Annotated in this window: 1 protein-coding gene and 1 pseudogene; both read left to right on the top strand. The window is 57.6% G+C overall.

The window, feature by feature from the left end; translation table 11 throughout:
• Positions 1 to 188: 188 nt before the first annotated feature.
• Positions 189 to 1750 (top strand): annotated as a pseudogene (locus ACOCD2_RS14840) (type I restriction-modification system subunit M).
• Positions 1747 to 2775: a virulence RhuM family protein gene (locus ACOCD2_RS14835; protein ID WP_293647707.1), complete on the top strand. Its 1029-nt coding sequence runs from the start codon at positions 1747 to 1749 to the stop codon at positions 2773 to 2775. Before ACOCD2_RS14840 ends, ACOCD2_RS14835 begins: the two are co-directional and overlap by 4 nt.
• Positions 2776 to 3325 lie beyond the last annotated feature (550 nt).

Below are 3325 nucleotides of genomic sequence, written 5' to 3'. Positions count from 1 at the left end.
GTTGTTGCGTAGTGCTTGGTGACCAGGACGGCTGGGGCACAAATAGGTTGTCAAAGGCCGAGTCGATTTTGGGGACTGGGATGTCCCAAAATCTATCACGAGGCCGAAGACACGCTTGCGGGCTGGTGTCAACCCGGAAGATAAAACCACCGCTCGCTAATCGGCAAACAGTAAGGAACCGATAATCCATGGCCAGAACCGCCAAGAAGCCCAAAGAGCAAGAACCCCTGGAAAAGACCCTCTGGAAGAGCGCCGACAAGCTGCGCAAGAACATGGACGCCGCCGAGTACAAGCACATCGTGCTCGGGCTGATCTTCCTCAAGTACATCTCCGATGCCTTCGAGGAACTGCACGCCAAACTGGCCGCTAGGGAGGGGGAGTACGAAGGGGCCGATCCGGAGGATGCCGACGAATACCGGGCGGAAAATGTCTTCTTCGTACCCGCCAATGCCCGCTGGAGATACCTTCAGGCCCGCGCCAAGCTGCCGGAGATCGGCAAGGATGTGGACGAGGCGATGGAGGCCATCGAGAAGGAGAATCCCACCCTCAAGGTGTACTGCCCAAACAGTACGCCCGCCAGAACCTTGATAAGGCCGGCCTTGGGGTGTTGATCGATCTGATTGCCACCATCGGCCTGGGCGATGCCAAGGCGCAGGATGTGCTCGGCCGGGTCTATGAATACTTCCTCGGTGAGTTCGCTGCCGCCGAGGGCAAGAAGGGCGGACAATTCTACACCCCCGCCAGCATCGTCAAGCTGCTGGTCAACATGCTCGAACCCTACAAGGGGTGCGTCTACGACCCCTGCTGCGGCTCTGGCGGCATGTTCGTGCAGGCCGAGAAGCTGGTCGAGGCCCACCAGTGGCGCATCGACGACATCTCCATCTACGGCCAGGAGTCCAACCAGACCACCTATCGCCTCTGTCGCATGAACCTGGCGATTCGCGGCATCGACGGCTCCAACGTGCGCTGGAACGGCGAGGGCAGCTTTCTCAACGACGCCCACAAGGACATGAAGGCCGAGTTCATCATCGCCAACCCGCCCTTCAACGACTCCGACTGGTCAGGCGAGCTGCTGCGCGACGACCCGCGCTGGCAGTACGGAGTGCCCCCCACCAGCAACGCCAACTTCGCCTGGATGCAGCACATGATCTACCACCTTGCCCCCAACGGCACCTTGGGGCTGGTGCTGGCCAACGGTTCGTTGTCATCCAACAATGGCGGTGAGGGTGACATCCGCAAGGCCATCGTCGAGGCCAAACTGGTGGATTGCATCGTTGCCCTGCCCGACAAACTCTTCTACAACACCGGCATCCCCGCCTGCCTCTGGTTCATCTCCCGCGACCGCAAGAACCACAACTTCCGTAGCCGGGAGGATGAAATCCTCTTCATCGACGCCCGTAACCTGGGTGAGATGGTTACCCGCCGTAACCGGGTATTCAGCGACGACGGCATCGAGCGCATTGCCGACACCTACCATCGCTGGCGGCGCATCGATGGCGACTACGAGGACGAAAAGGGCTTCTGCAAGGCCGCCAGCCTCGATGAGGTGCGCAAGCACAACCACGTGCTGACGCCGGGGCGCTACGTCGGCATCCCCGACGAAGAAGACGATGGCGTGCCCTTCGAGGAGAAGATGGCCACGCTCACCAAAGAGCTGGCCGGGCAGATGCAGCAGGGCGAGGTGCTGGATGCGCGGATTCGGGAGAATCTGGCGAAGGTCGGCTTCAGTCTGCTGGAGCTTGGCGAATGAGTCAGACGGGCCTGCCTGAAAACGCCGAAATCCTGCTCTACGGCACCGACAACGGCGCCGTCAAGGTGGACGTACTCTACCGCGACGAGAACTTCTGGCTGACTCAAAAACGGATGGCCGAGTTGTTTGGCGTCGGTGTGCCAGCGGTGAGCAAGCACCTGAAAAATATATTTGAAACCAGGGAGTTGGAGGAGGATCGAGTTGTTTCCATTTTGAAAACAACTGCCGCCGACGGTAAAACCTACCGCACCCGATACTACAACCTCGACGCCATCATCGCCGTCGGCTACCGGGTCAACTCCCGCCAGGCCACCCAGTTCCGCATCTGGGCTACCCAGACCCTCAAGGAATTCATCATCAAGGGCTTTGTGCTGGACGACGAACGCCTCAAGCAGGGCCAGCGCTTCGGTCAGGACTACTTCGACGAGCTGCTGGAGCGCATCCGCGAGATCCGCGCCTCCGAGCGCCGTTTCTACCAGAAGATCACCGACATCTATGCCCAGTGCTCCGCCGACTACGACCCCAACGCCGAGACGACACAGACCTTCTATGCCACGGTGCAGAACAAGCTCCACTGGGCCATCCACGGCCACACCGCCGCCGAACTGATTCGCCAACGCGCCGACGCCAGCCAGCCCCACATGGGGCTGAAGAGTTGGAAGAACGCCCCCAAGGGCAAGGTCCTGAAGAGTGATGTCGCCGTCGCCAAGAACTACCTGGACGAAAAAGAGCTGGACGAACTCAACCACATCGTCGTCATGTACCTGGACTATGCCGAGCTACAGGCCAAAAAGCAGCGCCTGATGAAGATGAGTGACTGGGTGGCCAAGCTCGACGCCTTCCTGCGCTTTAACGACTATGAAATTCTGGACAATCCCGGCAAGGTCTCGGCCAAGGTGGCCAAGGCTCTTGCCGAGGAAGAATACGCCGCCTTTCGTGTCGCGCAGGATCGGGCGTTTGAGTCCGATTTCGACCGGCTGGTGGAGAAGAGCGGGGAGATGGTGAAGAAGGGGCGGGAGTCGTGATGAGGGGGCAGATGCAACAAGGTCAAGTGCTGGATGCGCGGATTCGCCTGCCTGTGCGTGGCCATACGCAGATAGGTGAGAATTTGGCGACGGTGGGGGTTGGGGTATGACGCTTGAAATGATTCCTGAGTTCGAGTCTTTGCCAGACTCGTGGGAAGTAAAAACCCTCGCAGATCTTGTCCACAAAGACAGGAAGATATCGTATGGAATTGTTCAACCAGGCTTCCATGATGAAGGTGGTGTCCCGATTATTAGAGTAAACAACATTCGGCAAAATCGAATAGTTGCGGACGACGTGAGGAAGGTCTCGCCAGAAATTGAAGAGCGATATAAGCGAACACGAATTCAGGGTGGCGAACTGCTAGTGTAGTGTTGCGTTCTTAATGGAACTAATAATTACAGTATTTGTCTATAATTTCTAGAGTTTAGAGTAACTAGAGTTTAGAGTAAGCAACATTGTTCCACCGTATATTTTCGGGTGAAATAAAGTTGCTATTTTGTTCATACTGCCCGTTAGAGCTTGTTCTATACGCTGATTGCTGCATCCTGC

It is taken from the genome of Thiolapillus sp., assembly GCF_048562965.1.
Classification (GTDB): domain Bacteria; phylum Pseudomonadota; class Gammaproteobacteria; order Chromatiales; family Chromatiaceae; genus Thiolapillus; species Thiolapillus brandeum_A.
The sequence above is the reverse complement of the archived record's forward strand: the minus strand, read 5'-3'. Positions and strand labels throughout refer to the sequence as shown.

What these genes read in the sequence shown, in the direction of transcription:
- ACOCD2_RS14835 (WP_293647707.1), top strand. Translation starts at nt 1,747, where the DNA reads ATGAGTCAGACGGGCCTGCCTGAAAACGCCGAAATCCTGCTCTACGGC.